This window comes from Tahibacter sp., assembly GCF_032229445.1.
In the GTDB taxonomy this organism is placed as follows: Bacteria; Pseudomonadota; Gammaproteobacteria; order Xanthomonadales; family Rhodanobacteraceae; genus Tahibacter.
The window spans coordinates 1-23,945 of record NZ_JAVTWC010000098.1 but is presented as its reverse complement, the minus strand read 5'-3'; the positions used below and the strand labels follow the sequence as shown (position 1 = coordinate 23,945).

General features: G+C 67.7%; 21 protein-coding genes. 14 read left to right on the top strand and 7 right to left on the bottom strand.

All coding sequences use genetic code 11. The features are described 5' to 3' along the window. Positions 1–173: 173 nt before the first annotated feature. Together apaG and RUU78_RS16780 are read left to right on the top strand one after the other, a co-directional pair. Positions 174–557, top strand: a complete 384-nt coding sequence (gene apaG / locus RUU78_RS16785; protein WP_313918607.1) for a Co2+/Mg2+ efflux protein ApaG — start codon at positions 174–176, stop codon at positions 555–557. Next, positions 557–1,405 carry a symmetrical bis(5'-nucleosyl)-tetraphosphatase gene (locus RUU78_RS16780; protein WP_313918606.1) on the top strand — a complete coding sequence of 283 codons (849 nt, stop codon included), beginning with the start codon at positions 557–559 and terminating at the stop codon, positions 1,403–1,405. Before apaG ends, RUU78_RS16780 begins: the two co-directional genes overlap by 1 nt. A 7-nt stretch (positions 1,406–1,412) precedes the next feature. Here the strand turns inward: RUU78_RS16780 and RUU78_RS16775 are convergent, their stop codons facing one another. Together RUU78_RS16775 and RUU78_RS16770 are read right to left on the bottom strand one after the other, a co-directional pair. Continuing rightward, positions 1,413–1,940: a dihydrofolate reductase gene (locus tag RUU78_RS16775; RefSeq protein WP_313918625.1), complete on the bottom strand. Its 528-nt coding sequence runs from the start codon at positions 1,938–1,940 to the stop codon at positions 1,413–1,415. A 5-nt stretch (positions 1,941–1,945) separates the two neighbouring features. Beyond that, positions 1,946–2,740, bottom strand: coding sequence for a thymidylate synthase (locus tag RUU78_RS16770; protein WP_313918605.1), 795 nt, complete (start codon positions 2,738–2,740; stop codon positions 1,946–1,948). Positions 2,741–2,904: 164 nt separating this feature from the next. Between RUU78_RS16770 and RUU78_RS16765 the strand changes: the two genes are divergently transcribed. The 6 genes from RUU78_RS16765 to RUU78_RS16740 all read left to right on the top strand — a co-directional run bounded on the left by RUU78_RS16765 (position 2,905) and on the right by RUU78_RS16740 (position 13,756). Beyond that, positions 2,905–3,915: a TIGR00266 family protein gene (locus RUU78_RS16765; RefSeq protein WP_313918604.1), complete on the top strand. Its 1,011-nt coding sequence runs from the start codon at positions 2,905–2,907 to the stop codon at positions 3,913–3,915. A 58-nt stretch (positions 3,916–3,973) separates the two neighbouring features. Beyond that, positions 3,974–5,311: an ATP-binding protein gene (locus tag RUU78_RS16760; RefSeq protein WP_313918603.1), complete on the top strand. Its 1,338-nt coding sequence runs from the start codon at positions 3,974–3,976 to the stop codon at positions 5,309–5,311. Then, positions 5,274–5,828 (top strand): response regulator transcription factor, encoded by a 555-nt coding sequence (locus tag RUU78_RS16755; protein ID WP_313918602.1) that lies wholly within the window; start codon positions 5,274–5,276, stop codon positions 5,826–5,828. Before RUU78_RS16760 ends, RUU78_RS16755 begins: the two co-directional genes overlap by 38 nt. Before the next feature lie 167 nt (positions 5,829–5,995). Continuing rightward, a complete protein-coding gene (locus RUU78_RS16750; protein WP_313918601.1) occupies positions 5,996–7,204 on the top strand; it encodes an efflux RND transporter periplasmic adaptor subunit in 1,209 nt (402 codons plus the stop codon). Between the two features lie 286 nt (positions 7,205–7,490). Then, positions 7,491–10,625 (top strand): efflux RND transporter permease subunit, encoded by a 3,135-nt coding sequence (locus RUU78_RS16745; protein ID WP_313918600.1) that lies wholly within the window; start codon positions 7,491–7,493, stop codon positions 10,623–10,625. Next, entirely contained in the window at positions 10,622–13,756 is a 3,135-nt protein-coding gene (locus RUU78_RS16740; RefSeq protein ID WP_313918599.1) for an efflux RND transporter permease subunit, read from the top strand. The genes RUU78_RS16745 and RUU78_RS16740 overlap by 4 nt, the downstream gene beginning before the upstream one ends. 3 nt (positions 13,757–13,759) lie before the next feature. Here the strand turns inward: RUU78_RS16740 and RUU78_RS16735 are convergent, their stop codons facing one another. Next, the gene (locus RUU78_RS16735) at positions 13,760–15,265 is read right to left on the bottom strand and encodes a serine hydrolase domain-containing protein (protein WP_313918598.1); all 1,506 of its coding nucleotides are present in this window, start codon (positions 15,263–15,265) and stop codon (positions 13,760–13,762) included. 34 nt (positions 15,266–15,299) lie between these two features. Further along, a complete protein-coding gene (locus RUU78_RS16730) occupies positions 15,300–16,310 on the bottom strand; it encodes a GlxA family transcriptional regulator (RefSeq protein WP_313918597.1) in 1,011 nt (336 codons plus the stop codon). Positions 16,311–16,491: 181 nt separating this feature from the next. On the opposite strand from RUU78_RS16730, the gene moaB reads away from it, so the two are divergent. Both moaB and ppk2 read left to right on the top strand, forming a co-directional pair. Further along, a complete protein-coding gene (gene moaB, locus RUU78_RS16725; RefSeq protein WP_313918596.1) occupies positions 16,492–17,010 on the top strand; it encodes a molybdenum cofactor biosynthesis protein B in 519 nt (172 codons plus the stop codon). Positions 17,011–17,285: 275 nt separating this feature from the next. After that, a complete protein-coding gene (ppk2, locus tag RUU78_RS16720) occupies positions 17,286–18,062 on the top strand; it encodes a polyphosphate kinase 2 (protein ID WP_313918595.1) in 777 nt (258 codons plus the stop codon). A gap of 189 nt (positions 18,063–18,251) precedes the next feature. On the opposite strand, the gene RUU78_RS16715 is transcribed toward ppk2, so the two are convergent. Genes RUU78_RS16715 through RUU78_RS16705 form a run of 3 tightly spaced genes read right to left on the bottom strand, consistent with a single transcriptional unit; the run spans position 18,252 to position 20,322 of the window. Beyond that, entirely contained in the window at positions 18,252–18,518 is a 267-nt protein-coding gene (locus RUU78_RS16715; RefSeq protein ID WP_313918594.1) for an acylphosphatase, read from the bottom strand. Positions 18,519–18,520: 2 nt separating this feature from the next. Beyond that, a complete protein-coding gene (locus tag RUU78_RS16710; RefSeq protein WP_313918593.1) occupies positions 18,521–18,994 on the bottom strand; it encodes a TlpA disulfide reductase family protein in 474 nt (157 codons plus the stop codon). After that, positions 18,991–20,322 (bottom strand): YihY family inner membrane protein, encoded by a 1,332-nt coding sequence (locus RUU78_RS16705; RefSeq protein WP_313918592.1) that lies wholly within the window; start codon positions 20,320–20,322, stop codon positions 18,991–18,993. Before RUU78_RS16705 ends, RUU78_RS16710 begins: the two co-directional genes overlap by 4 nt. Before the next feature lie 231 nt (positions 20,323–20,553). Here RUU78_RS16705 and wrbA point away from each other — a divergent pair, with 231 nt between their 5' ends. From wrbA to RUU78_RS16685, 4 genes are all read left to right on the top strand, one after another. Beyond that, a complete protein-coding gene (gene wrbA / locus RUU78_RS16700; protein WP_313918591.1) occupies positions 20,554–21,153 on the top strand; it encodes an NAD(P)H:quinone oxidoreductase in 600 nt (199 codons plus the stop codon). Next, positions 21,150–21,494 carry a DUF2069 domain-containing protein gene (locus RUU78_RS16695; protein ID WP_313918590.1) on the top strand — a complete coding sequence of 115 codons (345 nt, stop codon included), beginning with the start codon at positions 21,150–21,152 and terminating at the stop codon, positions 21,492–21,494. Before wrbA ends, RUU78_RS16695 begins: the two co-directional genes overlap by 4 nt. Before the next feature lie 18 nt (positions 21,495–21,512). Further along, a complete protein-coding gene (locus RUU78_RS16690; RefSeq protein WP_313918589.1) occupies positions 21,513–23,174 on the top strand; it encodes an acyl-CoA dehydrogenase family protein in 1,662 nt (553 codons plus the stop codon). 172 nt (positions 23,175–23,346) lie between these two features. Beyond that, complete coding sequence (locus RUU78_RS16685; protein WP_313918588.1) at positions 23,347–23,832, top strand: asparaginase domain-containing protein; 486 nt, start codon at positions 23,347–23,349, stop codon at positions 23,830–23,832. Positions 23,833–23,945 lie beyond the last annotated feature (113 nt).

The following is a 23,945-nucleotide window of genomic DNA, read 5'->3' as shown; positions in this document are numbered from 1 at the left end:
TCGCGGTCGACACGGCGCGTTCACCTGCGGGGCTCGCGATGGAACGCGTGGACGTGAATCGCCGATCTGGTCTCGTGCGAGCCCCGGCGCGCCGAGGCCGGCGTTGACACGGCCGGCACATGCGAATGGGTGCGCGGTTGCGCCCAACGAGCCCGCTGGCCGAAAATCGGGGGATGAGCGACCCCAACCCTTACGATATTGCGATTTCAGTCGCCACACGGTTCGTCGACGAGCAGTCCCGTCCCGCCGACAACCGCTACGTCTTCGCCTATACCATCACCATCCAGAACACCGGCGAGATCGGCGCACAGCTGCTCTCGCGCCACTGGATCATCACCGACGGCAACGGCAAGGTCGAGGAAGTGCGCGGCGACGGCGTCGTCGGTGAGCAGCCGCAGCTGGATCCCGGCGAGGAGTTCCAGTACACCTCCGGCGCCGTGCTGGAGACCAGTGTCGGCATCATGCGCGGCAGCTATCGCCTCGTCGCCGAGGACGGCACGGTGTTCGACGCGCCGATCCCCCAGTTCACCCTGTCCGTCCCGCGGACCCTGCATTGATGGCGACCTGGGCCATCGGCGATCTGCAGGGCTGCCTCGACGAACTCCAACGCCTGCTCGAAAAAATCAACTACGACCCGGCCTCTGACGCCTTGTGGTTTTGTGGAGATCTGGTCAATCGCGGCGGCCAGTCGCTGCAGGTCCTGCGCTTGCTGCGCACTCTCGGCGCGCAGACCGTCGTCACCCTCGGCAACCATGACCTGAGCCTGCTCGCGATCGCACAGCGCGCCGAGGCCGAGCAGGCCAAGGTCAATCCGGAACTCGGCGCGATCCTGTTCGCGCCGGACCGCGAGGAGCTGCTGACCTGGTTACGCCAGCAGTGCCTGCTGCATCACGACGACGCGCTGAAGTTCACCATGGTGCACGCGGCGTTCGCGCCGCGCTGGAATCTGGGCCAGGCGCAACGCGCCGCGCGCGAGGTCGAACGCGAACTGCGCGGACCGCAGCACGGCCGCCTGCTGCGCTCCATGTTCGGCAACAAGCCCGCGGTCTGGTCCGGCCGCCTCAAAGGCGTCGAACGCATGCGCGCGAGCATCAACGTGCTCACGCGTATGCGCTACTGCGACGTGCGCGGCCGCATCGCCTTCGGCGAGAAAGGCGCGCCGGGCACGCAGCAGGCCGGGCTGTATCCCTGGTACGAAGTGCCTGGCGGGCTCAAGCGCGACACCCGCATCGTCTGCGGCCACTGGTCCACACTCGGCCGTTTCTCGGGTCTGGGCGTCTACGCCATCGACACTGGCTGCGTCTGGGGCGGTTCGCTGACTGCGCTGCGGCTAGATGCGGAAGATCCCTACTTCGTCAGCATCAAGTCCGACCGGGCGCCGCCGCCGGGGCGGGAGATGGATTGACTCAGCGTCAGCGGATCTGATCGGCGATGACCTGATCAGCGATGGCCTGGTCGACGCTGATGTAGTCGACGAAATCGAAGGCATGCGCATGCCGCGAGTCGGCCGCATGCGTCGTGCGCGCGACCTCGCGCCAACGGGCGCGATCGAAGGCGGGAAACCAGGTGTCCGCGTCCGGCGCCGAGGCATCGATCTCGGTGAGGTAGAGCCGAGTCGCCCGCGGCAGGGCCAACGCGTAGATCTCGCCGCCGCCGACGACCAGGAGTTCTTCCCCAGCGGCCTCGATGGCCTCGTCCAGCGAGCGCACAGTTTCCTGCGTGGCGTATGGCGCATCGCCGCGGCGGCTCAGCACGAGATTGCGGCGTCCGGGCAGGGCGCGGCCTATCGACAGTGCGGTCTTGCGCCCCATGAGCACGGGCTTGCCGAGCGTCAGGCGCTTGAAACGCGCGAGATCGTCCGGAAGGTGCCAGGGCATGCCGCCGGCGCGGCCGATGGCGCGGTTGTGGTCGAGCGCGGCGACCAGCGCGACGTCGCGCATCCCGCTCATACGGCGACGGCGCCCTTGATCGCCGCATGCGATGCGTAGCCCTCAATGCGGATGTCGTCGAAGCCGAAATCGAACAGCGAGCGCACCTGCGAATTCAACTGCAGCCGCGGCAGTGGCAGTGGAGTACGCGTGAGCTGCTCGTTCACCTGGTCGAGATGATTGAGGTAAATGTGCGCATCGCCGAACGTGTGCACAAAGTCGCCCGGCTCGAGATCGCAGACCTGGGCGATCAGGTGGGTCAGCAGCGCATAGCTCGCAATATTGAACGGCACGCCGAGGAACACGTCGGCGGAACGCTGGTAGAGCTGGCAGGACAGGCGCCCTTGTGCGACATGGAACTGGAACAGCGCGTGGCAGGGCATCAGCGCCATGCGCTCGAGTTCGCCCACGTTCCACGCGCTGACGACGAGACGGCGCGAATCCGGATTGCGCCGGATCTCGTCGACCACCCAGCGGATCTGGTCGATCGTGCGTCCGTCCGCGCCTTCCCACGCGCGCCATTGCTTGCCGTACACCGGGCCGAGGTCGCCCTCGGCATTGGCCCATTCGTCCCAGATCGTGACCTTGTTGTCGCGCAGATAGGCGATGTTGGTGTCGCCGCGCAGGAACCACAGCAGTTCATGCACGATCGCACGCAGGTACAGCTTCTTGGTCGTGACCAGCGGGAAACCCTGCGCCAGGTCGAAACGCAGCTGCCGCCCGAACACGCTGAGCGTGCCGGTACCGGTGCGATCGGCCTTGCGCACGCCGTGATCGAGGATGTCCTGGACGAGATCGAGATAGGCACGCATAGGCGCGACATGGTAGCCGAGGCGCCGGGCCGGCAAGCACAAAAAAGTTGAAAGGAGTGAGAGACGAGTAGAAGCGAAGCGGAACGGCCTCCACGCGTTTCTGACTCCTCTCCACGCTTTCGTGTTCCCTTACACTCGCCGCAACGTCCATCCCGGAGCACACAATGGCACAGTGGTTCTTCAACTACAGCGGCGAGCAGACCGGCCCGTTCGAAGACGTCCAGGCGCGCGAACAGGCCCGGCGCAACGCCAACGGCTACTGCTGGCGCCAGGGTTTCGCCGAATGGCAGCCGATCGGCCAGGTCGAGGAACTGCGCGACAGCCTCGCTACGCTGCCGCCGGCTGCGGTGGCCGCGCCGCCGGTCGTGCGCAATGCCGGCCAGCGCAACGCCGACGACATCGACTACCGCATCTTCGGCTCGGACATGCAGTTCGTCGAGATCGAGCTGGACCCGGGCGAAAGCGCGATCGCCGAGGCCGGCTCCATGATGTACAAGGAGGCCGACGTCAAGCTCGACACGGTGTTCGGCGACGGCTCGCAGGCCGGCAGCAGCGGCGGCTTCATGGGCAAGCTGCTTTCGGCCGGCAAGCGCGTGATCACGGGCGAAAGCCTGTTCACGACGATGTTCACGCAGAACGGCAGCGGCAAGGGCAAGGTCGCGTTTGCCGCGCCCTACCCCGGCACCATCGTGCCGATGAAGCTCACCGATTTCGGCGGACGCCTGATCTGCCAGAAGGACAGTTTTCTCTGCGCCGCGCGCGGCGTTTCCATCGGCATCTTCTTCCAGCGCAAGATCCTCACCGGCCTGTTCGGCGGCGAAGGCTTCATCATGCAGAAGCTCGAGGGCGACGGCCTCGCCTTCATTCACGCCGGCGGCACCATCGTCGAGCGCCAGCTCGCACCGGGCGAACGCCTCGACGTCGACACCGGCTGCGTGGTGGCGCTGACCGACAGCGTCGGCTTCGATGTGAAGCCCGTCGGCGGCATCAAGAGCATGCTGTTCGGCGGCGAGGGCTTGTTTCTCGCTACGCTGACCGGGCCGGGCAAGATCTGGCTGCAGTCGCTGCCGTTCTCGCGCATGGCCGGACGCATGCTGGCCGGCGCCAAGGGCGGCAAGGAAGAAGGCTCGGTACTCGGCGGACTCGGCGACCTGCTGTCGGGAGATCGCAGCTGATCCGCGCCAGTCTCGCAGCAACCACGCCGCCGGCGCGCGCGATCGGGCCAGGGCGCGCATGAATCCGCGCCGTCCGGAGTTCGGCATCCCCGCGGTCGCGCGCACGCTGGCCTGGCTGCGCTTTTCCGCGGTGATCGGGCAGACCGCGACCGTGCTGTTCGTGACCAAGGGCCTCGGCATCCCGCTGGATACGCCGCGCCTGTACGCCGGCATCGCTGCACTCGGTACCTTCGCGCTCGTGGTGCGCTGGCGCCTGGCCCAGTCCTGGCCGGTCGACGCGGGCGAGCTGATGCTGCATGTCGCGATCGACACAGTCGTATTGGGCTGGCTGCTGTTCCTGACCGGCGGGGCGACCAACCCGTTCGCGGCGCTGTTGCTGCTGCCGATCACGCTGGTTGCGACCGCGCTGAATCCGCGCCACGTCATCGCGGTCGCGCTGATGTCGCTAGTCACTTATCTGACGCTGCTGCGCTGGAACCAGCCGCTGCCGACACTGGGCAGCGGACTGCACATCCTCGGCATGGCGATGTCTTTTCTTATCAGCGCCTGTCTGCTGGGCTGGTTCATCTCGCGCCTGGCGCTCGTGCTGCGCGACAACCAGGCGCTGGCCCAGCGCATCCGCGAGCGTGCGCTGCGTGACGAAGGCTTCCTCGCCATCGCAACCCAGGCCGCCGGCGCGGCGCACGAACTCAATACGCCGCTGTCGACCATGCGCACGCTGATCACGGAGCTGCGCCGCGAGCACACGGACGGTGTGCTGGCCGAAGATCTGGCCCTGCTCGACAGCCAGGTCGAGCGCTGCCGCGACAGCCTGCGCGAGCTGGTCGCCGTCGGCAAGGCGCAGCTGGCCCAGGCGAGCGAGCAGCGTCTGCTCGGCGAGTTCGTGGCCGACTGCCAGCACCGCTACAGCCTGCTGCGCCCGGAAGTCGCGCTGGCCGTGGATTTGCCGGAAGCGGCCGCAGCGCTGCGCATCGTCGTGCCGGCCGGGCTGCGACACGCGCTGCTGAACCTGCTCAACAACGGCGCCGATGCCTCGCTCGCCAACCAGGCCGACCGCATTGCGCTGCAGGTGCAGGTGACCGGCGACATGCTCGAATTCCGCGTACGCGACGAAGGCGCGGGCTTTGCCGCCGGAATGGCTGCCGTACTTGGCACGCCGTTCCAGAGCAGCAAGAGCACGGGCCTGGGCATCGGCCTGGCGCTGGCCGATGCCACCGCCGAACGCCTCGGCGGTAACCTGCACGCACGCGAGGCGGTTGGTGCCGGCGTGGAAACCGTGCTCGCCCTGCCGCTACGGCCGCTGCTGGCCGCCGAGGCCGTGGCCTCCCCTTCACCCGATACCGCGGAAACTGCCTCGCATGGACAAGCCCGAACGCCTGCTGTTGATCGACGATGACGAGACCTTTGCGCGCGTGCTCGCCCGTGCCCTCGTCGCGCGCGGCTTCGAGGTCAGCGTCGCGCATGACGCCGCCGGCGCGCTGGCGCTGCTGCGGCGCGAGCACCCGACGCACGCAGTGCTCGACCTCAAGCTCGGTGCCGACAACGGGCTTGCGCTGATCCCGCAGCTCCTTGCTATCGCGCCACAGCTACGCATCCTGCTGCTGACCGGCTACGCCTCGATCGCGACCGCGGTCGAAGCGATCAAGCGCGGCGCGCACGACTACCTGGCCAAGCCGGTCGACGCCGACGCCATCGTGCGCGCACTGCGCGACGACGATGGCGACCCGGAGCTCGTCGCGAACGGCGGTGAACATGCGCCGCCGCTGCGCCGGCTCGAGTGGGAACATATCCAGCGCGTGCTGGTCGAGAGCGAGGGCAACATCTCGGAGGCGGCGCGTCGCCTCGGGCTGCACCGGCGCACCCTGCAGCGCAAGCTGGCCAAGCATCCGGTGCGCGAGCGGGGCAATGCGTGATTGCGACCTTACCCGGCGTCCCCGCATCCGGGTACCGCAACCGTCCGGTTGCGGTTGAAAAAATTCTTCCCACGATCCTGTCAACGCCGCGGACGCCAGCCCGTTAAGCCGGCGGGACCGTGTTACCGCAAGCGGATCCGCAACGCCATTCACCCAAGGAAGCAGGCATGTCGCGTGGCAAGATCATCGTCATCCTCATCGTCGTCGGCCTGGCCGGCCTGATCGTCTACCGCAGCTTCAGCGGCGGCGGCGGCACAGGGCAACGCCGCGGTGGCAGCGACGCCGACGCGCCGATCCCGGTCACCGCGGTGGCCGCGACCACCGAGAACGTCGCGCTGAACCTCGATGCACTCGGCACGATACAAGCGCTCAACACGGTCAGCGTGCGGCCGCAGGTCGGCGGCCAGATCGAAGCCATCCTGTTCAAGGAAGGCGAGGAAATCGCCAAGGACGAGGTCATCGCGCGCATCGACGCACGCACCTACCAGACCCAGCTCGACCAGACGCTGGCGAAGAAAAAGCAGGATGAGGCGCAGCTCGGCGGCGCGCGCTCCACGCTCAAGCGCTACGAAGAACTGATCCAGAAGAATTTCGTCGCGGCGCAGGATCTGGAAAACCAGCGTCACACCGTGCGCCAGCTCGAAGCGCTGGTCGCCGCCGACGAAGCCGCCGCGGCGGCCGCGCGCGTCCAGATGGGCTACACCGTCATCAGAGCGCCTATCGCCGGCCTGGCCGGCATACGCCAGGTCGACGTCGGCAATCTCGTGCAGGGCGGCCAGAGCGAAGCCATCGTCGTGCTGACCCAGGTACGTCCGATCAACGGCGTGTTCACGCTGCCCGAGCAGCAGCTCGAACGCGTGCGCGCCGCCGGGCCGGAACTCAAGGTGACCGCGCGCGACCGTTCCGACGATCGCATCGTCGCGGTCGGCACGCTCAGCGTGATCGACAACCAGATCGACGCGACCACCGGCACCTTCAAGCTCAAGGCCGAGTTCCCGAACACCGGGAACACCTTGTGGCCGGGGCAATTCATCAACATCCGACTCGAAGTCGGCACTCTGACCAATGCCGTGACCGTACCGACCCAGGCGCTGCAGCGCGGTCCGGACGGAAGCTATGTCTATCTCGTCACGAGCGAATCCACCGTCGCGCTGCAACCGGTGAAGCCCGGCACCGAAGCGCCCGGCGGCAAGACCGTCGTGCTCGACGGACTCAAGGCCGGCGACAAGGTCGTCAGCGAAGGCCAGTTCCGCCTCAAGCCCGGCGCCAAGGTACTCGCGCTGGCGCCGGGCGAGACGCCGCCAGCACCGGCCGCGCCGGGGGCGAGCGGCGAAACGAAACCCGGCGAAACGCCACCACGGCGGCGCGGCGGTTGAGCGCGTCACCGTGATGGCCTCGCCGCAACACCATCCCCGCCCCAGCCCTCCCCTTGAAGGGGAGGGTTGGGGTGGGGATGGTGTTGCTCCGGCATTGCCGCACTCCGACCGGTGGCGTACTCCGCTGCGTCCGCTTCCCGGTGGCCAACAATCGTTGTCAGAAGACCTTTCAGGACAGGGCTTCACGCATCCTCGCGCCACCACACGTGCCACACCCATTCGCAGTTCACCGCGCCACGCCTGGCGGCGCGGCTAGCCACGCAGCGCCGGCGCATCCGGAAAACTCATGTCTTTCTCCACTATTTTCATCCGCCGCCCGATCGCCACCTCGCTGCTGATGCTGGCGCTGGTGCTGCTCGGCCTGCTCGGCTATCGCCAGTTGCCGGTGTCGGCGCTGCCGGACATCGACGCACCGAACCTGCAGGTGACGACGCAGTACCCGGGCGCGAGCCCAAGCACGATCGCCGCCCTCGTGACCACGCCGCTGGAGCGCCAGTTCGGCCAGATCTCGGGCCTGACCCTGATGACTTCCGACAGTTCGTCCGGGCTGTCGACGATCAACCTGCAGTTCCAGGTCGACCGCGACATCGACGCGGCAGCACAGGACGTCCAGGCGGCGATCAACGCCGCGCGCGGCACGCTGCCGAGCGGCCTGCCGTATCCGCCGGTCTACAACAAGGTCAATCCGGCCGACGCGCCGATCATCACGCTGATGCTGTCCTCGCAGACCCTGCCCCTGCGCGACGTCAACAACTACGCCGACAGCATCCTCGCGCAGAAGCTGTCGCAGGTCAGCGGCGTGGGTCTGGTCAGCATCGCCGGAAACGTGCGCCCGGCCGTGCGCGTGCAGGTCAATCCGGGGCAGCTCGCCAACCTCGGCCTCACGCTCGAAGACGTGCGCAGCGCGCTGACCCAGCTCAACGTCAACGCGCCGAAGGGCTCGCTCAACGGCAGCGTGCAGTCTTTCAGCATCGGCACCAACGACCAGCTGCGCGATGCAGCGGCCTATCGCGACGCGATCATCAGCTGGCGCGACGACGCGGCGATCCGCCTCAAGGATGTCGCCACCATCATCGACGGCGTGGAGAACGACCAGGTGTCGGCCTGGGCCAACGGCAAGCCGGCCGTGCTGCTCGACATCCGCCGTCAGCCCGGCGCGAACATCGTCAGCACGGTGGAACAGGTACAGGCCCTGATGCCGCAGCTGCGCGCGGTGCTGCCGGCGAGCGTGGATCTCGAGGTATTCGCCGATCGCACGGTGACGATCCGCGCCTCGGTGCACGACGTGCAGTTCACGCTGGTGCTCACGGTCATCCTCGTCGTGGCGGTGATCTTCATGTTCCTGCGCCGGCTCTGGGCCACGGTGATTCCCGGCGTCGCAGTGCCGTTGTCGCTGCTGGGCACGTTCGCGGTCATGAGCTTCGCCGGCTTCTCGCTCGACAACCTTTCGCTGATGGCGCTGACCGTCGCGACCGGCTTCGTCGTCGACGACGCGATCGTGATGATCGAGAACATCGTGCGCTATCTCGAGAAAGGCCATAGCGGCCGTGAAGCGGCCGAGATCGGCGCGAAGGAGATCGCGTTCACCGTCGTGTCGCTGACCGTGTCGCTGATCGCGGTATTCCTGCCGCTGCTGCTGATGCCCGGCGTGACCGGCCGGCTGTTCCACGAATTCGCGTGGGTGCTCTCGATCGCGGTGGCGCTGTCGGCACTGGTCTCGCTGACCCTGACGCCGATGATGTGCGCGTACCTGCTCAAGCCCGGCGCGATCAAGGCCGATGCCAACGACCACGCCAGCCGCAGCGGCCTGTATGGACGCGTGCTCGATGCCTATGACCGCAGTCTGCTCTGGGTCATCGACCACCCGCGCCTGACCATGGCAGTGGCGACCGCGTCGGTGGCACTGACCGCGCTGCTCTACGTCGTGATTCCGAAAGGCCTGCTGCCGGAACAGGATACCGGCCTCGTGACTGCGGTCGTCGAGGCCGACGAGAATATCGCGTTCCCGCTGATGCAGGCGCGCGTGGAAGCCGCCGCGCAGGCACTGCGCAGCGTGCCGGATGTGGATGGCGTGGCGGCCTTCGTCGGCGCCGGCGCGATCAACCCGACCTTGAACCAGGGCCAGCTCAGCATCGTGCTCAAGCCGCGTGGCGAACGCCGTGGCCTCGACGAAGTGCTGCCGGCGCTGCAGAAGGCAACGTCGCAGATCCCGGCAATCGCGCTGTATCTCAAACCCGTGCAGGACGTCGCGCTCGACAGTCGCGTCGGCGCGACCGAATACCAGTACACGCTGACCACGGTGGACGCGAACGAGCTCGGCGAAGCCGCCGCGCGCATGACCGCGCTGCTGCGCCAGCGGCCGGAGCTGGCCGACGTCGACAACAACCTCGCGTCGAAGGGATTGCAGCTGCTGCTCGCTATCGACCGCGACCAGGCCAGCCGCCTCGGTGTCGCGATCCAGAGCATCGACGACACCTTGTACAGCGCGTTCGGCCAGCGCCAGATCTCGACCATCTTCACCGAGTTGAACCAATACCGTGTCGTGCTCGAAGTGGCGCCCGAGTTCCGCACCAGCAGCGATCTGCTCGACAAGCTCGCCGTGCGCGCGAGCGGCAACGGTGCAGTCGCCGGCAGCGTCGCGGGCAACACCACCGTGCCGCTGTCCAGCGTCGCACGCGCCAGCGTGACCAACGCGCCGCTGGTGATCGCGCACCAGGACCAGCTACCGGCGATCACGATCGGCTTCAACACCGCAAACGGCTATTCGCTGTCTGAAGCGGTGGAGGCGATCCACGCGGTCGAGCGCGAGATGAACCTGCCCGCCTCGGTGCGCGGCATGTTCGTCGGCAAGGCGGCGGAATTCTCCGCCTCGCAGGCCAACGAGCTGCTGCTGATCCTGGCCGCTGTGCTCGTCATCTACATCGTGCTGGGTGTGCTCTACGAGAGCTACATCCATCCGCTGACCATCCTCTCGACGCTGCCACCGGCGGGCGTCGGCGCGCTGCTCGCGCTGTACGTCTGCGGCATGAGCCTGTCCATCGACGGCATCGTGGGCATCATCCTGCTGATCGGCATCGTCAAGAAGAACGCGATCATGATGATCGACTTCGCGATCGAGGCGCAGCGCGAGGGCCTGCGCGCGCGCGAAGCGATCCACCGCGCCTGCCTGCTGCGCTTCCGCCCGATCATGATGACCACGGCGGCCGCACTGCTCGGCGCCCTGCCGCTGGCGCTCGGCAACGGCATCGGCTCGGAGCTGCGCCGGCCGCTCGGCGTGGCCATCGTCGGCGGCCTGCTGCTGTCGCAGCTCGTCACTTTGTATACGACGCCCGTGATCTATCTGTACCTCGAACGCGTCAACGACTGGATCGCGCAGCGCCGTGGGCATGCGCCGGGCTCCGCCGTCGCGGCCACGCCATGAGCATTTCCGCACCCTTCATCAAGCGGCCGATCGGCACCTCGCTGCTCGCGGCCGGCCTGTTCGTCGCCGGCATGATCTGCTACACGCTGCTCGGCGTGGCGCCGCTGCCGAACGTCGAATTCCCGGCGATCTTCGTCTCGGCAAGCCAGCCCGGCGCCGATGCCGGGACGATGGCGACGACGGTCGCCGCGCCGCTGGAACGGCACCTCGGCCAGATCGCCGGCATCGACGAGATGAACTCCACTAGCCGGGAAGGCAGCGCATCGGTCGTCATCATCTTCGACGCCGGCCGCAATCTCGACAGCGCCGCACGCGACGTTCAGGCGGCGATCAACGCAGCCTCGCCCGACCTTCCCTCGGGCCTGCGCACCGCGCCGACCTACGTGAAGGCCAATCCGAACAACGCGCCGATCATCATCCTCGCGCTGACCTCAACAGCGCGGCCGATGGGCGAGCTGTTCAACTTCGCCGACTCGCTGGTCGCGCAGCGGCTGCGCCAATTACCCGGCGTCGCCGACGTCGACATCGCCGGCGGCGCAACGCCGGCGATCCGCGTGGACCTGAACCTGCGCTCGCTCAACGCGCGCGGCATTTCCGCCGACGAGATCCGCCGCGCGCTGGTCGCAGCCAACGTGACGACGGCGCAGGGATTCTTGAGCGATGGCCGCACGACCATGGCCATCGCATCCAACAATTCCATGAGCAGACCCGAGGAGTTCGCCAACCTCATCGTCGCCAATCGCAACGGCAATCCGGTATTCCTGCGCGACGTGGCCACGATCGCGCAGGGCCAGGAAGACCGCTACCAGGCGGCCTGGTTCGACGGCCAGCGCGCGATCCTGCTGTTCGTGCGCAAGCAGGCCGACGCGAACGTGATCGCGACCGTCGACTCGGTCAAGGCCATGGTGCCGGAACTGCGCGCCTGGCTGCCGAGCGACGCGAAGCTGACGCCGTTCCTCGACCGCACGCCGACGATCCGTGCCTCGGTGATGGAAGTGCAGGTCGCGCTGCTGATCAGCCTCGGTCTGGTCATTGTGACCATGCTGCTGTTCCTGCGCCGCCTCGCGCCGACGCTGATCGCGGGCCTGACCGTGCCGCTGTCGCTGGCCGGCGCGTTCGGCGTCATGTATGTGCTCGGCTTCACCTTGAACAATCTGTCGCTGATGGCCCTCGTCATCGCAATCGGCTTCGTCGTCGACGACGCGATCGTGGTGATCGAGAACATCTCGCGGCATCTCGAACAGGGCATGCCTCGGCTCGAAGCCACCTTGCTGGGCGCGCGCGAGATCGGCTTCACGATCGTCTCGATCACGCTGTCGCTGCTCGCGGTGTTCATCCCGCTGCTCTTCATGGGCGGCTTTCTCGGCCTGCTGTTCCGCGAGTTCGCAGTCACCCTGGCCGCGGCGATCGCCATCTCCGCTGTGGTCTCACTGACCGTGACGCCGTCGCTGTGCGCCCAGTTCATGCATCCGCACGGCGACAAGCCGCCGGGCCGCTGGGAACGCCGCATCGATGCCGCGCACGAGTGGAGCGTCGAGGTCTATCGCCGCGCGCTGGACTGGTCGCTGGAGCGGCCGCGGCTCATGGCCACGTTGCCAGCGCTGCTTCTCCTGCTCACGGTCTGGCTCATGATCATCGTGCCGAAGGGTTTCTTCCCGCAGCAGGACACCGGCCAACTGCAGGGTTCGACCAGTGCGGGTTCCGACGTGTCCTTCGACGTGCTGGTCGAGCGCCAGCAGAAGATAGTCGACATCGTGCGCGCCGACCCGGCGGTGGAAAGCGTCGGCGTGCGCGTCGGCGGAGGCCGCTTCGGTGGCGGCGGGTCCGGCACGATGTACATCAATCTCAAGCCGCTCGGCGAAGGCCGTGACGTGTCGACATTCCTGGTCATGAACCGGCTGTCGCAGAAAGCCGGTCGGATACCCGGCATCCGTCTGCGCCTGCGGCCGGTGCAGGACATCGGTGGCGGGGGAGGCGGCGGAGGCGGAGGCGGCGCGCAATACAACTTCTCGCTGCGCGGCAGTGATCTCGGACAATTGCAGGAGTGGACGCCCAGGCTGGTCGAGGCGCTGAAGAGATTGCCGCAGCTGCGCGACGTCGGTTCGGACCTGGAGGACGCCGGCCTGCGCCAGAACCTCGAGATCGATCGCGACACGGCCGCGCGCCTCGGCGTCAGCATTGCCTCCATCAACAGCGCGCTGTACGACGCCTTCGGCCAGCGCCAGGTGTCGACGATCTACTCCGACATCAACCAATACAAGGTCGTCGTCACGGCCGACCCGGGCCAAGCTGCGACACCGGGCTCGCTCGAACGCCTGTATGTGCAGTCCAGCAACGGCGCGATGGTGCCGATCACGGCGCTGACGCGCATGCGCGACGGCATCTCACCGACGCAGATCCAGCACCGCGCGCAGTTCGCCGTCATGGACGTGTCATTCGGCCTTGCGCCGGACGTGCCGATGAGCGAAGCCGGCAAGCTCGTGCAGCAGACCATGGCCAACCTGCGCATGCCCGGCGACATCAGCGGTGAATTCGGCGGCGATTTTCGCCGCTTCCAGCAACAGCAGAGCGACACGCCGCTGCTGCTCTTCGCGGCAATCCTCGCGGTCTACCTGATCCTCGGCATGCTCTACGAGAGCCTGATCCATCCACTGACGATCCTTTCGACCCTGCCCTCGGCTGGCGTCGGCGCGGTGCTCGCGCTGCTCGTCACGAACACCGAGCTGTCGATCGTCTCGGTGATCGCGATCGTGCTGCTGATCGGCATCGCCAAGAAGAACGCGATCATGATGATCGACTTCGCCCTCGTCGCCGAACGCGAGCAGGGCATGACGCCGGCGCAGGCGATCCGCGAAGCCTGCCTCGTGCGCTTCCGGCCGATCATGATGACCTCGCTGGTCGCGATCTTCAGCGCGCTGCCGCTCGCGATTGGCTTCGGCGCTGGCGCGGAAATGCGCCGACCGCTCGGCATCGCGATGATAGGCGGCCTGCTGATCTCGCAGACCCTCACGCTGCTCACGACACCGGCGATCTACCTGCTGCTGGAGCGTGGCGCGCAGCGGCGGCGAGACCGCAAGGCCGCGCGCAACGCGGCGAAAGCCGCGAAGCTACAGGCACAGGCACAGGCGTAGCAGTCAGCGCGTCTTCTCCAGCCGCACCGCAAACGGCAGCAGGTAGTCCAGACGCGCCGGGGAGGAGTACGCCACCAGGCTGCCCTGCAGCACCTCGCCCGTGCGCACGAGCTTGACCAGCAGCAGCGGACTTTCGCTGCCGGCCTGGTCGAGGATCGGCAGCTTCAGCGGCACGGCGCCGATGAAGGAATCACCGTAGACGATGCCGCCGAACCCACCCTGTTCGCGTGCGTCGGCTCTCGGCGACACGGCGAAAGCGAGATTGACCTTGCCGTCCGCACCGAAGGTCAGGGTGCACGCCAGTGACTTGCCGTCGACGGCGATCGCGCCTTTCCACTCGCCGAGAAACGGCTTTTGCGCCGCATACGGCGCGTAGTTGGCGGTCGCATCGAGCGGCCCCGGCGCGTAGCCGGGCACGAGCGCGCGCAGGGCGTCGTCGGCGATGGCCTGGGTCACGCCGTTGACCTCGGTCTTGTTCGCGAGCACCACCACGCCGATGCGCCGTTCCGGCAGCAATTTGATGATGCTGCTCGCACCAGGCATGCCGCCTTCGTGCCAGACCACGCGCTGGCCGCCGTCGTCCGGGCGCACATACCAGCCCAGACCGTAATAGGTGTTGGCGTAGTAGTGCTGCAGCGCCTTCGGATCGGCGTTGCGCTGCATGCGCTGCACGTCGGCGGGCTTTAGCACGGCGCCGCGCATCGCGGCCGGATCCAGATGCAGCAGCGCGAAGCGCGCGAGGTCATGCGCGCTCGCGTGGATATTGCCCGCGCCCGGCGTGTCGTTGCGCAGTGCCGGCAAGACGCCGTTGCGCGCGTCGTACGGCACGGCCAGGTCCGTGTCGCGCGCGCCCGGCGCATCGACGAACGCATCCGTCATCTCCAGCGGCGCGAACACATTGCGCTCCAGATACTCGCCGAAGCCCAGTCCGCTGCGCTGCTCGATGATGTGGCTGATCACGCCGTAGCCGAGGTTGGAGTATTCGGCGATACGGCCCGGCGGCTGCATCAGCACGCCGAAGCGATCGAGCGTCTGCGCGAACGTCGGCGCCGACGCGATCGCCTCGCCGTAGTAGATGTGCGCGTACGTGCCCAGTCCGGCCGTGTGGTCGAGCAGCTGTTGCAGGCGCGGCTGGCCGAACGCGCTGCCCTCGGGCGCGCGCAGCGCGAGCGGCGCGATATAGCGCTGCACGGGTGCGGCGAGATCGACCTTGCCGCGCCGCGCCAACTGCAGCAGCGCGGTGGCGGTGATCGGCTTGGACGCCGACGCCAGCGCATAGGCCGTGTGCACGGTGGCCGCGCGGCGTGACGCCAGGTCCGCATGGCCGAAGGCGCGCTCATAGACGATGCGCCCGTCCTGTACGACGGCGACGGCCAGCGACGGCACGCTGCCGCTGTCCACCTCGCGTGCGGCGCGCTGCTCGAGCGCGCTGAAGTCGGTCGGGACCTGCGCACCGGCAATGGTCGAGAGCGCTGCAGCAATCACGGCAAAAGCAAAACGCAGGTACATGCCCTACTCCTGGCGACTGTTCTGACAAATTTTTTTAGAACTCACCCGATGATTCACCCGCGCCGAAACGCGCGCGGTACTGCGCCGGCGCAATGCCGACCTGGCGTTCGAAGGCGCGGCGGAAAACGTCAGTGCTGCGGAATCCCAGCACCGCGGCGATGCGGTCGATCGACGCGCGGCTTTCGGCGAGGCGCTGGCGCGCCTCGTCGACGCGCAGCCGCTCGACGTACTGTGCCGGCGCCACCCCGAAGGCCTCGCGGAAGCGGCGGCTGAGCTGGCGGCGGCTCAGGCTGCAGCGCTGCGCGAGGCGCTCGACGGAAAGGTCTTCGCCGAGGTGCCGCAGCACCCAGGCGGCGAGGTCGCCGAGGCGGTCGCCGGCCTGGGTCTGGAACGCGAGCGGTGCCGAATACTGGCGCTGGCCGCCGTCGCGCTTGACGTGCACGACGAGCTCGCGCGCCACCGAGAGCGCGAGCGCCGGGCCGTGGTCTTCGGCGACCAGGGCCAGCGCCAGATCGATGCCGGCGCTGATGCCGGCCGAGGTGTAGATGCGGCCACTGCGCAGGAAGATCGCGTCGGCGTCGATCGTGAGCTGCGGATAGCGCGCGGCGAGCGCGCCCGCATGGCGCCAATGCGTGGTGACACGGCAGCCGTCGAGCAGCCCCGCCTCGGCCAGCGCATAGGCGCCGGTGCAGACCGAGGCGATGCGGCGCAGGCGCGGACCGCGGTGCCGCAGCCACTGCGCCAGCGCCTGCAGCGTCGCCGGTTCGCGCACGCCGCAGCCGCCGGGAACGATGACGGTGTCGAGCGGCGGCGCGTCGGCCAGGGCCAGGTCGGGCAGCACGGTCAGCGCCGATTCGGTGCGGCACGGCGAGCCGTCGAGCCCGAGCACGACGGTCTCGTAGATGGCGCGGCGACGCGGGCCGACCTGTTCACGCTCGAGTTCGGCCGCGGCCGAGAACACGTCCAACGGCCCGGTCAGGTCCAGCGCGTTGAACTGCGGGAATCCGATGAAGCCGATGCGGCGCGTGCGTCTGACGGTCGTCATGCGCACAAGGATGCCGCTTCCGCGACGACGACGCGATGTCGCGTTTCCGACGATTCGGGACGCGGGGTCGGGAACGCGAGACGACAAGCGAGAAACGGGGCGACACCACCGCGACGCGCCAGACGCGCACTCGTTTGTCGCTTCTCTTTCCTCTTTCTTCGCGCTGGGTTAGCGTGCGCGCATGCCTGCCCATACCGAATTCCGTCCGCTGACGCTCTGCGTGCTCACCGTGTCCGACACGCGCACGCCGGATAACGACACCTCCGGCGACTATCTCGTCGCCGCCCTGGGCGACGCCGGCCATGCGCTGCACGAGCGTTGCGTCGTCAAGGACGACAAGTACCGCATCCGCGCCCTCGTCGCGGGCTGGATCGCCGACGAGCGCGTGCATGGCGTGCTGATCACCGGCGGTACCGGGTTCACCGGGCGCGACACGACACCCGAAGCGGTCGAGCCGCTGCTGGACAAGCTCATGCCCGGCTTCGGCGAAACCTTCCGTGCGGTCAGCTTCACCGAGATCGGCACGGCGACGATGCAATCGCGCGCGTTCGCCGGACTGGCCAACAATTCCTTCGTGTTCTGCCTGCCCGGATCGACCTCGGCCTGCCGCACGGCCTGGGAGAAACTGATCCGCGCACAGCTCGACGCACGCACTAAACCATGCAACCTCGCCGGGCTCATGCCGCGCCTGCGCGAATAGCGTTAAGGGAGCACTCGACAAGGCCTGGTACCGATGCTCTTGTACTCGGCGCCAGATCTCCACAACCCGGCCCGTTGGGCGTTCAGAACGATGAGAACCTGCGGTTCTGAGCGATCACTCTTCGTCCGGCCCGTTGGGCGTTCAGAGTGATCAGAACCTGCGGTTCTGAGCGATCACTCTTCACCCCCCTTGACTCAAGGGGGCTCGAGAACAGAAAGCCCGATTGAGTTGTTCCGAGGTTCACTGACCCTTTCATCACGCCAAAGGACCACACCATGGGCGGAATCAAGCGCAAGGACTATGAAGCCGCACTCGAACCGCTGCAGCGCGAACTCATCGATGCGCAGCGCTGGATCATGGAGAAGGGCCAGCGTCTGGTCGTGGTCTTCGAAGGCCGCGACGCAGCCGGCAAGGGAGGTGTGATCAAGGCAATCGGTCAGATGCTGAACACGCGCGGCTATCGCGTCGTCGCGCTGTCCAAGCCGAACGAGCAGGAACGCAGCCAGTGGTATTTCCAGCGCTACGTCAGCCATCTGCCGGGGGCGGGCGAGATCGTGATGCTCGACCGCAGCTGGTACAACCGCGCCGGCGTGGAAAAAGTCATGGGCTTCTGCAGCGAAGCCGAGTACCAGCAGTTCCTGCAGCAATGTCCCGTGTTCGAGCGCCTGCTGACCGATGCGGGCACCCTGCTCGTCAAGTATTGGCTGACGGTCGACCAGGAAATGCAGGAAGAGCGCTTCGCCGAACGCGCCGCCGATCCGTTCAAGCGCTGGAAGATTTCGCCGGTCGACATCGCTGCGCGCGACAGGTACGCCGACTACGGCGAGGCGCGCGACGCGATGATCGCCGCGACGCACGCGGACAACGCGCCGTGGTTCCTCGTCGATTTCAATGACCAGCGCCGCGGCCGGCTCAACCTGATCCGCCATCTGCTCGACTGGCTGCCCGACCACAAGGTGCCGGAAAAACCGCTCAAGCTGCCGAAACTCAAGGGCAAGCCCGGCAGGGAAAAGGTGGCCGACGCGTCGCGCTGGGTCAAAGAGACCTGGTAGTGCGCGCCGTCGCCGGAGCGGATGCGGCACAGCGTGCCAATCCGTGAGTTTCCGGACATCCCAGGGGGGTTTTGCCACGATACGTCGTTGCGATTCGTCGCCGTGCTCCCGGTACGTCGCCCCATCGCGCCTGGTCCCGCGGCAAAATCCATGCGGACGTTCTCCAACGTATTTGCTGGTCAGGATTCCCTAGCGAGCAACGAAACCGTCGCAGTCTTCCTCGGCGACGGTTTCGCGCTCCACCAGCGTGACTTGAGCCAGTGGCGGGCCGTGCTCCAGCCATTGCTCCAGCCGGTCGACCGCATGGATCGCGCCCTGCGCGAACACCTCGACGCGCCCGTCCGGCAGGTTGTTCGCGTAGCCGCTGAGGTTCAGCCGCAGCGCTTCGGTGCGCGCCGACGCACGGAAGAACACGCCCTGCACACGTCCACTGACGATAAAGCGCGCAGCGGCCATGGTCAGTCCTTGATCCCGGTCGCGGTGCGCAGCGCGGCTTCGTCGATCGGCCCCGTGAACTTCTTCGCAATGCTGCCGTCGGGCGCGATCAGGTAGGTCGTCGGCAGGCCGCGCGGGACTTCCAGCGACTTGGGTGGATCGAAGGTATCGACCTGGGCGATCGGAAAGCTGACCGGATGCTTGGCCAGGAACGCCCTGATCTCGTCGACCTCGGTGTCCTCGTAGGCCAGGCCGATCGCCCGCACGTTCTTGTGCGCGCTGACGAAGCGCGACAGTTCCGGTAGTTCCTTGATGCAGGGCGAGCACCAGGTTGCCCAGAAATTCAGGATTACCCAATTGCCCTTGTGGTCGGCGAGATTGAAGGTCTTGCCGTCCAGTGTCCTGATGCTGAGTTCCGGCTTGGCCGGCGGTTCCGCCGCCGCCGCGGGCGGCGCGGCGAACAGGGCAAGGGCGAGCGTGGCGAACAGGATTTTCATGGCGGCTCCGCGACATCAGGGACCGACGGCCCGGAGCGGGACGGCGGCGGAAAAATTTCGCTCAATGGCACGTCCAGCGCAGCCTGCAGATCGCCAGCGACGGTACCCACGAGCAAGGACAGTGCCGGCGGCAGATGGCAGCGCGCGGTTTCGGCCGGCGCCACGGTCAGCGGCAGCCGGTACAGGCCGCTCTCGTACAGATCGAACAGGGTAACCGCATCGAGGCTGCGCGCGAGCACCCATTCGCCGAACTCCGTGCGCTGCACCATGCCGGCGCGGTGCAGGTCGGACAGATAGCGCAGCAGCAGGTCGTCGGTCAGGAAGCGCTCGCGTACGCGCAGGTCTTCGCTGCGCAGGCCCTGGCCGGCACGCTGGGCATCGGCGAAACGGCTCACCACGCACAGCAGGCCGACGAACTCGTGCCCGGGCGCGAGCCGTTCGTGCAGGCCACGGTATTCGAACGCGCTGATCGCCGCGCAGACCGACGCGCCGAGCAACACGACGAGCCAGGACAGATAGATCCAGAGCATGAACACCGGGACCACCGCGAGTGCGCCATAGACCTGCTCGTACGAGGTCAGCGTGCCGAGGTAGAACGCGAAGCCACGCTTGGCCGCCTCGAACAGCACCGCCGCGAGCAACGCACCGATGGCCGCGTCGCGCAGGCGTACGGTGCGGTTGGGGATGATCAGGTAGCTCGCGATCAGCGAGACCCAGATGATCAGGAACGGCAGCAGGTTCAGCACGCGCGCCTTGATGCCGAGCTGCGCTTCGTAACCGGCGACCAGCGGCAACGCGAACAGGTAGGAGCTCAGCGCAAGCGCCGTGACCAGCAGCAGCGGCCCGAACGACAGCGCGGTCCAGTACATCACGAAGCGTGAGGCCGCCGCGCGTGCGGTCGCGACGCGCCAGATGCGGTTGAACGCGTCCTCGATGCTCATCATCAGCGACACCGCGCTGACCAGCAGCACGACCACGCCGATCGCGGTGGCCTGGCTCGCGTTGTTGGCGAACTCGGTCAGGTAGGCCTGCACGGTGCGGCCAGCAGCCGGGACGAAGTTGTCGAACACGAAATTGGTCAGGTCCGCCTGCCAGCGCGAGAACACCGGAAACGAGGACAACACGCCGAGTATTGCCGCGGTCAGCGGCACCAGCGAAATCAGCGTGGTGAATGCCAGCGCGCCGGCGGACTGCGGGCAGCGGTCGTCGCGGAACCGCTGCCACAGGAAGATCGCAAAGGACTGCGCCCGGTCGCTGCTCATCTTCGTGCGCAGCAGCGCCTGGATGCGGCTCAGCAGGACCTGCAACGGGTCGGGATCCTTCCTCATGCGTGCAACGGGTTCCGTCGGCGGCGGGCGGGCCGGGCGGGCGATGATAACCTGCGGGTCGTTTGGGCATCTGCGCGGCGCTCGGGCAGGTGCAATGTATTCGCTGCCTTGACCGGCAACCCGGCATGCACGACCGCGCCGAACGCTGCGCGTCCACAGATCCCTTGACAAGCGGGCTGCGAACGCAAAAGCCTGTTCTCCGTTTTGTTCCGAGGTTCCTTGACCGTCCCGATGAGTGACATCCTGATCGTTTACTACAGCCGTCACGGCGCGACCGCACAGCTTGCCCGCCATATCGCGCGCGGAGTGGAAGAGGTGGAAGGCGTCCGCGCGCGGCTGCGCCAGGTGCCGCCAGTGGCGCCGGTCACCGAGGTCGCCGCGCCGCCCGAGCCTGACACCGGCGCACCGTATGCCACGCACGAGGATCTGCGCGAGTGTGCCGGCCTGATCCTCGGCAGCCCCACGCGCTTCGGCAACATGGCCGCGCCGCTCAAGCACTTCCTCGACAGCACCAGCGCCGAATGGGCCTCGGGCAGCCTCGTCGGCAAGCCGGCGGCGGCATTCACCTCTACCGGCACCCAGCACGGCGGGCAGGAATCGACACTGCTGTCGATGCAGCTGCCGCTGCTGCATCACGGCATGCTCATCGTCGGCCTGCCGTTCACCGAGCGTGGCCTGAGCAGCACACGCGAGGGCGGTACGCCCTACGGCGCCAGCCACGTCGCCGGTAGCGACGGCGCGCGGCCGGTCAGCGACACCGAGCGCGAACTCGCGCGCGCACTGGGCCGGCGCGTCGCGGATATCGCGCGGCGCCTCGGAGCCAGTCCATGACGCCGCGCCTGCTCGCCTTGCTGAGCTGGGCCGGACTCGTGCTGCTGCATCTGCTGTGGCACGGCTGGCTCGCGCCGCCGCTGAACGGGTCGCGCGCGCTGGCGCTGGCGCTGACCGTCGGCCCGCTGCTGCTGCCGCTGCTGGCGCTGCGCCGCGGCCTGGCTCGCGCGCTGTTGTGGGTCGGCATATTGGGATTGTTCTATTTTTGCCACGGTATCGTCGCCGCCTGGGGCGAGCCGCGCGCGCGCGGTCTCGCCCTGGTCGAGATCGTGTTGTGCCTGGCGCTGACCGCAGCGCTGGGCTGGGGTGCGCGCGGCTACAAGCGCAAGCCGCGCACCTGAATCAACGGAGGGCAGCCCGTGACCTTCATCCAGAGCGCCGCCGAGCTCGGCAACCAGTTCCGCGACGACCGTGTGCTGCGCGCGCAGCTTGAGCGCAGCCTGCCTGTGGCCGTGCGCGAGGCCATCACGCCCGAACTGGACGAACTCGGCGCACACGCTGCGGCGGCGTGGCACCGCGAGCGCGAACGCAGCGCGCGCGAACCGCACCTGACGCAGTGGGACTCCCAGGGCCGGCGCGTCGATCGCCTCGAGCTGACACCGGCCTGGCACGAGGCGCGCGACATCGCTGCGCGTTTCGGCCTGGTCGCGGCCGGCCATGAAGACACCTACGCCGAGCACGGGCGCATCGATCAGTTCGCACGGGTCTATCTGCACCACGTCGCGAGCGCCTTCTTCACCTGCCCGCTGGCCATGACCGACGGCGCGGCGACCTGCCTCAAGGCCGCGGCCAACCCGGAGTTGTGCACACGCACGCTGCCGCGCTACCTCAGCCGCGATCCGGCGCGGTTCTGGATCTCCGGCCAGTGGATGACCGAAACGCCCGGCGGTTCCGATGTCGGCGACAGCGAAACCGCCGCGCGCCAGGACAGCACCGGCCAGTGGCGGCTGTACGGGCGAAAGTGGTTCACCTCGGCGGTGCAGGCCGATACGGCGCTGGCGCTCGCCCGCGTCGATGGCGCCGGTACGGGTGCGGATGCATTGACCTTGTTCTACCTCGAGCCGCGCGACGCCGACGGCGCATGGCGCGATCTCGTCATCAACCGCCTCAAGCCCAAACTTGGCACGCGCGAATTGCCGAGTGCCGAAACCGAACTGCTCGGCGTCGCGGCGACGCCGGTCGCCGGGCTCGGTCACGGTGTTCGCGCGATTGCTCCCATGCTCAACGTCACGCGCAGCTGGAACGCAGTCTGTGCGATCGCGACGATGCGCCGCGCGATTGCGCTGGCGCGCGACTACGCGCACAAGCGGCGCGCGTTCGGCCGCCGGCTGATCGAGCATCCGCTGCACCAGACCACGCTGGCTTCGATGCAGGCCGATTTCGAAGGCGCGTTCCAGCTGACCTTCCATGTGATCGTACTGCTCGGCCGCGTCCAGCACGGCAAGGCCGACACGACGGAAGCCACGCTGCTGCGCCTGCTGACGCCACTGGCCAAGCTCTGGACCGGCAAGCTCGCGGTGTCGATTTGCTCGGAGGCGATCGAGTGCCTCGGCGGCGCGGGCTATATCGAAGACAGCGGCCTGCCGCAGTTGCTGCGCGATGCGCAGGTACTGCCGATCTGGGAGGGCACGACCAACGTGCTGTCGCTCGACGTGCTGCGCGTGCTCCGGAATCCGGCCGCGCTCGCTGCCTGGCGCAGCTCGATCGATGCGTTGCTGGATGCGGTGGCATCGTCGCTGCAGCCGGCCGTGGCGACGCTGCGCGCCGATGTCGAAGCGCGCTGTGCACGACTGGCGATGCTTGCGACGGAACCGCAGCGGCTCGAAGCCGCAGCGCGCGAGGTCGCGTTGTGCCTCGCCCGCGATTTCGCCGCCGCGCTGCTGCTGCGCCAGGCCGACTGGTCGCTGCGCCACGGTGACGGGACGCGTGCGGCGGCGGCGCGCCGCTTCATCGCCCGCTGTGCCACAGCGCCGGCGACCTATGACCTGGCCGACGACGCGCTGCTGGCAGCGGACGAATGAACGGTCGCCGGCGTCCTCGCCACTTGCCACGCGAGCCGGCGGCATAGGCTCCGGGCACGCAAACCGCACCGGTGAGGGGCCAGCCGGATCGTGGGTGCTCATGCCCTACGGCTGACCGTCGCGCCCGAGGCATAATCGCGCCCGCATTCTCCGCGCCGCGACAAGGATTCCCATGCAGCAGCTGACCATCGTCACCACCGGCGGCACGATCGACAAGATCTATTTTGACGACAAGTCCGAATACCAGATCGGTGCGCCCTATATCGGCGACATGCTGACCCAGCTCGGCGTCGCGTTCGCGTTTGACGTGATCCCGATCCTGCGCAAGGACAGCCTGCACATCACCGCCGACGACCGCGAACTGATCCGGCGCACCATCGCGCAACAGCCGCACCGGCATGTGCTCGTAACGCACGGCACCGACACCATGGTCGAAACCGCGCAGGTGCTGCTGGACATCCCCGGCAAGGTCATCGTGCTGACCGGCGCGCTTAACCCGGCACGCTTCCAGGGATCCGACGCCGTGTTCAACATCGGTTGCGCCGTAGGCGCCCTGCAATCCCTCGCCGACGGTGTCTACGTCGCCATGAACGGCCGCGTCTGGGACCCACGCAACGTGCGCAAGAACCGTGCTGCAAACCGCTTCGAAGCGAGCTGAAAAGCAGACAGGTGCACACCAGTGGAACGCAACGCCGTTTGCCTCTCGAGCCCACTTGAGTCAAGGGGGGTGAAGAGTGATCGCTCAGAACCACTGGTTCTGATCACTCTGAA

Excerpts from the sequence above, each read along its gene's own strand:
- apaG (WP_313918607.1), top strand. The coding sequence starts at position 174 with ATGAGCGACCCCAACCCTTACGATATTGCGATTTCAGTCGCCACACGG.
- RUU78_RS16780 (WP_313918606.1), top strand. The coding sequence starts at position 557 with ATGGCGACCTGGGCCATCGGCGATCTGCAGGGCTGCCTCGACGAACTC.
- RUU78_RS16775 (WP_313918625.1), bottom strand. The coding sequence starts at position 1,940 with ATGCGCGACGTCGCGCTGGTCGCCGCGCTCGACCACAACCGCGCCATC.
- RUU78_RS16770 (WP_313918605.1), bottom strand. The coding sequence starts at position 2,740 with ATGCGTGCCTATCTCGATCTCGTCCAGGACATCCTCGATCACGGCGTG.
- RUU78_RS16765 (WP_313918604.1), top strand. The coding sequence starts at position 2,905 with ATGGCACAGTGGTTCTTCAACTACAGCGGCGAGCAGACCGGCCCGTTC.
- RUU78_RS16760 (WP_313918603.1), top strand. The coding sequence starts at position 3,974 with ATGAATCCGCGCCGTCCGGAGTTCGGCATCCCCGCGGTCGCGCGCACG.
- RUU78_RS16755 (WP_313918602.1), top strand. The coding sequence starts at position 5,274 with ATGGACAAGCCCGAACGCCTGCTGTTGATCGACGATGACGAGACCTTT.
- RUU78_RS16750 (WP_313918601.1), top strand. The coding sequence starts at position 5,996 with ATGTCGCGTGGCAAGATCATCGTCATCCTCATCGTCGTCGGCCTGGCC.
- RUU78_RS16745 (WP_313918600.1), top strand. The coding sequence starts at position 7,491 with ATGTCTTTCTCCACTATTTTCATCCGCCGCCCGATCGCCACCTCGCTG.
- RUU78_RS16740 (WP_313918599.1), top strand. The coding sequence starts at position 10,622 with ATGAGCATTTCCGCACCCTTCATCAAGCGGCCGATCGGCACCTCGCTG.
- RUU78_RS16735 (WP_313918598.1), bottom strand. The coding sequence starts at position 15,265 with ATGTACCTGCGTTTTGCTTTTGCCGTGATTGCTGCAGCGCTCTCGACC.
- RUU78_RS16730 (WP_313918597.1), bottom strand. The coding sequence starts at position 16,310 with ATGACGACCGTCAGACGCACGCGCCGCATCGGCTTCATCGGATTCCCG.
- moaB (WP_313918596.1), top strand. The coding sequence starts at position 16,492 with ATGCCTGCCCATACCGAATTCCGTCCGCTGACGCTCTGCGTGCTCACC.
- ppk2 (WP_313918595.1), top strand. The coding sequence starts at position 17,286 with ATGGGCGGAATCAAGCGCAAGGACTATGAAGCCGCACTCGAACCGCTG.
- RUU78_RS16715 (WP_313918594.1), bottom strand. The coding sequence starts at position 18,518 with ATGGCCGCTGCGCGCTTTATCGTCAGTGGACGTGTGCAGGGCGTGTTC.
- RUU78_RS16710 (WP_313918593.1), bottom strand. The coding sequence starts at position 18,994 with ATGAAAATCCTGTTCGCCACGCTCGCCCTTGCCCTGTTCGCCGCGCCG.
- RUU78_RS16705 (WP_313918592.1), bottom strand. The coding sequence starts at position 20,322 with ATGAGGAAGGATCCCGACCCGTTGCAGGTCCTGCTGAGCCGCATCCAG.
- wrbA (WP_313918591.1), top strand. The coding sequence starts at position 20,554 with ATGAGTGACATCCTGATCGTTTACTACAGCCGTCACGGCGCGACCGCA.
- RUU78_RS16695 (WP_313918590.1), top strand. The coding sequence starts at position 21,150 with ATGACGCCGCGCCTGCTCGCCTTGCTGAGCTGGGCCGGACTCGTGCTG.
- RUU78_RS16685 (WP_313918588.1), top strand. The coding sequence starts at position 23,347 with ATGCAGCAGCTGACCATCGTCACCACCGGCGGCACGATCGACAAGATC.